Annotated in this window: 4 protein-coding genes; 2 read left to right on the top strand and 2 right to left on the bottom strand. The window is 72.8% G+C overall.

The window, feature by feature from the left end:
* Positions 1 to 484: 484 nt before the first annotated feature.
* Together ptsP and AB0M28_RS11410 are read right to left on the bottom strand one after the other, a co-directional pair.
* The gene (gene ptsP, locus AB0M28_RS11415; protein ID WP_365401453.1) at positions 485 to 2,155 is read right to left on the bottom strand and encodes a phosphoenolpyruvate--protein phosphotransferase; all 1,671 of its coding nucleotides are present in this window, start codon (positions 2,153 to 2,155) and stop codon (positions 485 to 487) included.
* A 49-nt stretch (positions 2,156 to 2,204) separates the two neighbouring features.
* Entirely contained in the window at positions 2,205 to 2,654 is a 450-nt protein-coding gene (locus tag AB0M28_RS11410) for a PTS glucose transporter subunit IIA (protein ID WP_365401450.1), read from the bottom strand.
* A gap of 238 nt (positions 2,655 to 2,892) precedes the next feature.
* Here AB0M28_RS11410 and AB0M28_RS11405 point away from each other — a divergent pair, with 238 nt between their 5' ends.
* Together AB0M28_RS11405 and AB0M28_RS11400 are read left to right on the top strand one after the other, a co-directional pair.
* The gene (locus tag AB0M28_RS11405; RefSeq protein ID WP_365401447.1) at positions 2,893 to 3,501 is read left to right on the top strand and encodes a CDP-alcohol phosphatidyltransferase family protein; all 609 of its coding nucleotides are present in this window, start codon (positions 2,893 to 2,895) and stop codon (positions 3,499 to 3,501) included.
* Between the two features lie 131 nt (positions 3,502 to 3,632).
* Positions 3,633 to 6,128 carry a mannose-1-phosphate guanyltransferase gene (locus AB0M28_RS11400; protein ID WP_365401444.1) on the top strand — a complete coding sequence of 832 codons (2,496 nt, stop codon included), beginning with the start codon at positions 3,633 to 3,635 and terminating at the stop codon, positions 6,126 to 6,128.
* The last annotated feature ends 8 nt before the right edge of the window (positions 6,129 to 6,136 follow it).

Below are 6,136 nucleotides of genomic sequence, written 5' to 3'. Positions count from 1 at the left end.
CGATCTCGGCGACGCCCGCGCTGCGGGCGGTCGGGCCGCCCGAGGGGCGGCACGGGCGGGCGCAGCGGCCCCGCACCCGCCCCGCCCTCCGTAACCACGGCCCGGCGGGGGCGGGGGTGACCCCGGGGGCCGCGGCGGGAGTCATGCGGCGGACATCCGCCGTACGGCTGCAGGGCTGCAGGAGGCAGGGCGGAAGGACGGCTCGCGGTGACGCCCCGCGCTGCGGGCGGTCGGGCCGCCCGAGGGGCGGCACGGGCGGGCGCAGCGGCCCCGCACCCGCGCCGCCTCCGCAACCACAGCCCGGCGGGGGCGACCCCGCGCAACCACTCCCGGGCGCGTGCCGGGGGCAGCCCTCGCAACCACAATCACGGCGGGGTCCGGGGGCAACCCCCGCAACACCACAGTCACCCGGGGTCCGGGGGCAGCCCCCGAAACCAGGACGCGGCGGGGGCCCGGGGGCACCCCCCGGGCCCACACCGCGAGGTCACTCGCCGGAGAGCACCGCCTGCGCGGCCCGCCGAGCCTCCTCGGCGGACTCCGCAGCCCGCGCCGCCGCAGCAGCGCGCTCGCACTGCGCGAGCGTGTGCTTCGCCAGCGTCGCCCGCACATACGGAATCGCCGCCGCACCCATCGAAAGGCTGGTGACACCCAGTCCCGTGAGCACACACGCCAGCAGCGGATCCGACGCCGCCTCACCGCACACACCGCAGCTCTTGCCCTCGGCCTTCGCGGCCTCGGCCGACAGCGCGACCAGGTCCAGCAGCGCCGGCTGCCACGGATCCTGCAGTCGCGACACCGCGCCGACCTGCCGGTCCGCGGCGAAGGTGTACTGCGCGAGGTCGTTCGTGCCCAGCGACAGGAACTCCACCTCCTGCAGCACCGACCGGGCCCGCAGCGCCGCCGACGGAATCTCCACCATCGCGCCGAACTTGGCCCGCAGCCCCGCCTCGCGGCACGCGTCGGCGAACGCCTTCGCGTCCTGCCGGTCGGCGACCATCGGCGCCATCACCTCGAGGTACACCGGCAGCCCGAGAGCCGCCTCGGCGAGCGCCTCCAACTGGGTGCGCAGCACGTCCGGGTGGTCCAGCAGCGACCGCAGCCCCCGCACACCCAGCGCCGGGTTCGGCTCGTCGGCCGGCGTGAGGAAGTCGAGCGGCTTGTCGGCACCGGCGTCCAGCACCCGCACCACGACCCGGCCCTCCGGGAAGGCCTCGAGGACCTGGCGGTACGCCTTGACCTGCTTGTCCTTCGGCGGCGCGGTGCTGGAGTCGTCCAGGAAGAGGAACTCCGTGCGGAACAGCCCCACACCCTCCGCCCCGGCCTCGACCGCCGCCGGCACGTCCGCCGGCCCGCCGACGTTCGCCAGCAGCGGCACCTTGTGCCCGTCCGACGTCGCCCCCGGCCCGGTCGTCGCGGACAGCGCCGCCTTGCGCTCCTCCGCGGCCCGCGCCAGCTCCGCCCGCCGCTCGGCGCCGGGCTCGACGAACACGTCGCCCGTGCTGCCGTCCACGGCCACGACCGTGCCCTCGGCCAGGTCCACCGCGCCCGGCAGCGCCACCACGGCCGGCACGCCGAGCGCCCGGGCGAGGATCGCGCTGTGGGACGTCGGCCCGCCCTCCTCGGTGACGAAGCCGAGCACCAGCGCCGGGTCCAGCAGCGCCGTGTCGGCGGGCGCCAGATCCCGGGCGATCAGCACGTACGGCTCGTCGCTGTCGGGCACACCCGGCATGGGCACCCCCAGCAGCCGCGCCACGATCCGGTTGCGCACGTCGTCCAGGTCGGCGACCCGGCCCGCCATGTACTCCCCGGCTCCGGCGAGCAGTTCGCGGTACGAGGCGAACGCGTCGTACACCGCCCGCTCCGCGGAGCTGCCGACGTTGATCCGCCGGTCCACGTCGGCCATCAGCTCGGGGTCCTGGGCCATCAGCGCCTGGGCCTCCAGCACCGCCTGCGCCTCGCCCCCGGCCAGATTGCCGCGGGCGGTCAGGTCCGCGGCGACGGCCTCGACGGCCTGCCGGGCGCGCTCCTGCTCGCGCGGTGCCTCCGCCGCGGGAATCTGCTTGGCCGGCGGTTCGAGCACCGCCGTGCCCATGTGCCGTACCTCGCCGATCGCCACGCCGTGGCTCACGCCCACGCCGTGCAGGGTTGTCTCCATTGCCTCAGCCCTCTGTGTGTATCGCGTCCGTGCCGGTCCTCATGGGGCGTCAGCTCCAGTCGAAGAGCTTGTCCCCGGCCTTGACCTCGCCGTCCTCCGCCAGAGCGGTGAGCGCGTCGGCCGAGGCCTCCAGGGCGACCACCGGCGAGATCGGGGACTTGCCCGCGGCCTCGACCTCGGCCGGGTTCCAGCGGACCATCTCCTGGCCGCGGGTCACCGTGTCGCCCTTGTTCACCAGCAGCTCGAAGCCCTCGCCGCCCAGCTGCACGGTGTCGATGCCCAGGTGCGTCAGCACACCGTGGCCCTCCGAGTCCACCACCACGAAGGCGTGCGGGTGAAGGGAGACGACCACGCCGTCCACGGGGGCCACGGCCGTGCCCGGGGCGCGCTCGGGGTCGATGGCCGTGCCGGGCCCCACCATCGCGCCGGAGAAGACGGGGTCGGGGACCGCCGCGAGCCCGACGGCTCGCCCGGTCAAGGGGGACATGACAGTGGTCATCGGGTGCCTCCAAGGTGGTGCCGGCGTCGGCGCTGCCACTGCCTGACCCGGGCGGCACGCCGTCTCCCGAGCCTAACCAATGGGAAGGAAAGGTTCCGCGCCGAGCGCAGCCAACCGGGGCTCCCACCAGGGAAGACCCGAGCCCCCGGAGGCAGGGGCCCGCGCGCGTCGCGCGCGGGGCTGCCGGTAGGGTCAGGGGGCATCCCGATCGGAAATGTCAGGTACAGGAGGCCCCCGGGTGGAGGTCCAGGAGACGGCGGTCCAGACGGACCGGATCCTCACCGTCCCGAACATCCTCAGCATGGCCCGCCTCGTCGGCGTCCCGCTGTTCCTCTGGCTCATCCTGTGGCCCGAGTTCGGGGGGCCCGACAACGACGGCTGGGCCCTGCTCATCCTGGCGTTCAGCGGGATCAGCGACTACCTCGACGGCAAGCTGGCCCGCCGCTGGAACCAGGTCTCCAGCCTCGGCCGGATCCTCGACCCCGCCGCGGACCGGCTGTACGTCCTGTCCACCCTGGTCGGCCTCACCTGGCGCGAGATCCTCCCGCTGTGGCTCACGGCGCTGCTGCTGGCCCGTGAGGCGATGCTGGGGGTGGCCGTGTTGGTTCTGCGCCGGCACGGGTACCCGCCCCCGCAGGTCAACTTCCTCGGCAAGGCAGCCACGCTCAACCTCATGTACGCGTTTCCGCTCCTTCTCCTCAGTGACGGAAGTGGCTGGCTGCAGTCACTCTCTGCTATTTTCGGATGGGCGTTCGCCGGCTGGGGTACGGCACTGTACTGGTGGGCAGGGATCCTCTACGTGGTTCAGGTCCGCCGGCTGGTCCGGGCGGACGCCGCGGCCGGCTAGCCCGCCGACGACGGCGTAGCTCAGCGACCGGGTGCCCGCCCGCGCTTTCCGTGGCCTACTTGGCGGTGAGGTCGGCCAGTCCCTGACGCCCCAGGGGCTGTATCCGTCTGTGCCAAGGAGGACGCTTCCGAATGAAGGCCGTCGTGATGGCCGGCGGGGAAGGCACCCGCCTTCGCCCGATGACCTCGAGCATGCCCAAGCCGCTGCTGCCGGTGGTGAACCGGCCGATCATGGAACACGTACTGCGGCTGCTGAAGAAGCACGGGCTGACCGAGACCGTGGTGACCGTGCAGTTCCTCGCCTCGCTGGTGAAGAACTACTTCGGTGACGGCGAGGAGCTCGGCATGGAGCTCTCCTACGCCAATGAGGAACGACCACTCGGCACCGCCGGGAGCGTCAAGAACGCCGAGGAGGCGCTGAAGGACGACGCGTTCGTGGTGATCTCCGGGGACGCGCTGACCGACTTCGACCTCACCGACCTGATCGAGTTCCACAAGGAGAAGGGCGCCCTGGTCACGGTCTGCCTGACCCGGGTGCCCAACCCGCTGGAGTTCGGCATCACCATCGTGGACGAGGAGGGCCGCGTCGAGCGGTTCCTGGAGAAGCCCACCTGGGGCCAGGTCTTCTCGGACACCGTCAACACCGGCATCTACGTCATGGAGCCGGAGGTCTTCGAGTACGTCGAGAAGGACACCCCCGTCGACTGGTCCGGCGACGTCTTCCCGCAGCTGATGAAGGAGGGCAAGCCGGTCTTCGGCTACGTCGCCGAGGGCTACTGGGAGGACGTCGGCACGCACGAGAGCTACGTCAAGGCCCAGGCCGACGTCCTCGACGGCAAAGTCGACATCGACATCGACGGCTTCGAGATCTCGCCCGGCGTATGGGTCGCCGAGGGCGCCGAGGTGCACCCGGACGCGGTGCTCCGCGGCCCGCTGTACATCGGCGACTACGCCAAGGTCGAGGCGGGCGTGGAGATCCGCGAGCACACGGTCGTCGGGTCCAACGTCGTCGTGAAGTCCGGTGCGTTCCTGCACAAGGCGGTCATCCACGACAACGTCTACATCGGCCCGCACACCAATCTGCGCGGCTGCGTCATCGGCAAGAACACCGACGTGATGCGCGCGTCCCGGATCGAGGACGGCGCCGTCATCGGCGACGAGTGCCTGGTCGGCGAGGAGTCGATCATCCAGGGCAACGTCCGCGTCTACCCCTTCAAGACCATCGAGGCCGGCGCGTTCGTCAACACCTCGGTGATCTGGGAGTCCCGCGGCCAGGCCCATCTGTTCGGCGCCCGCGGCGTCTCCGGCATCCTGAACGTCGAGATCACCCCGGAGCTGGCCGTCCGGCTCGCCGGCGCCTACGCCACGACGCTCAAGAAGGGCTCCACGGTCACCACCGCCCGCGACCACTCCCGCGGCGCCCGCGCGCTCAAACGGGCGGTCATCTCCGCCCTGCAGGCGAGCGCGATCGACGTCCGCGACCTGGAGAACGTACCGCTGCCGGTGGCCCGCCAGCAGACGGCCCGCGGCAGCGCCGGCGGCATCATGATCCGCACCACGCCCGGCGTGCAGGACTCCGTCGACATCATCTTCCTCGACGAGCGCGGCGCCGACCTCTCCCAGGCCGCCCAGCGCAAGCTGGACCGCGTCTACGCCCGCCAGGAGTACCGGCGGGCGTTCCCCGGCGAGATCGGCGACCTGTCCTTCCCGTCCAGCGTCTTCGACACCTACACGGGCTCGCTGCTGCGCGCCGTGGACACGAGCGGCATCGCCGAGTCGGGCCTGAAGGTCGTCGTCGACGCCACCAACGGCAGCTCCGGACTGGTGCTGCCGAGCCTGCTGGGCCGCCTCGGTGTGGACGCGCTCACCATCAACCCCGGACTGGACGAGTCCCGCCCGACGGAGACCGCCGAGTCCCGCCGCGCCGGCCTGGTCCGGCTCGGCGAGATCGTGGCCTCCGCCCGTGCCGCCTTCGGGGTCCGCTTCGACCCGGTCGGCGAGCGGCTCTCCCTGGTGGACGAGAAGGGCCGGATCGTGGAGGACGACCGGGCCCTGCTGGTGATGCTCGACCTGGTCGCCGCCGAACGGCGCAGCGGCCGGGTGGCGCTGCCGGTCACCACGACCCGGATCGCTGAGCAGGTGGCGGCGTACCACGGCACCCAGGTGGAGTGGACGACGACATCCCCGGACGATCTGACCCGGGTGTGCCGCCAGGACGGCACGGTCTTCGGCGGTGACGGGCTCGGCGGGTTCATCATTCCCGAGTTCTCGTCCGTGTTCGACGGCTCGGCGGCGTTCGCCCGGCTGATCGGACTGGTCGCCCGCACCCAGCTCACGCTCAGCCAGATCGACGCGCGCATCCCGCGGGCCCATGTGCTGCGCCGCGACCTGGCCACGCCGTGGGCGGTGAAGGGCCTGGTCATGCGGCGCGTCGTGGAGGCCGCGGGGGACCGGGCGGTGGACACCACCGACGGCGTGCGGGTGGTCGAGGCGGACGGCCGCTGGACCCTGGTCCTGCCCGACCCCGCGGAGGCCGTCACCCATCTGTGGGCGGAGGGCCCGGACGACGCGTCGGCCCAGGCCCTGCTGGACGGGTGGGCGGCGATCGTCGACGGCGCCGGCGAGTAGCGGCAACC

The sequence above is a fragment of the Streptomyces sp. NPDC051940 genome, assembly GCF_040680895.1.
Lineage (GTDB): Bacteria > Actinomycetota > Actinomycetes > Streptomycetales > Streptomycetaceae > Streptomyces.
Note: the sequence above shows the minus strand (reverse complement) of the source record. Positions and strands in the feature narration are given on the sequence as shown.

Bases quoted from the DNA above. Each gene is read 5' to 3' on its own strand.
- AB0M28_RS11400 (WP_365401444.1), top strand. From the start codon at position 3,633: ATGAAGGCCGTCGTGATGGCCGGCGGGGAAGGCACCCGCCTTCGCCCG.
- ptsP (WP_365401453.1), bottom strand. From the start codon at position 2,155: ATGGAGACAACCCTGCACGGCGTGGGCGTGAGCCACGGCGTGGCGATC.
- AB0M28_RS11410 (WP_365401450.1), bottom strand. From the start codon at position 2,654: ATGACCACTGTCATGTCCCCCTTGACCGGGCGAGCCGTCGGGCTCGCG.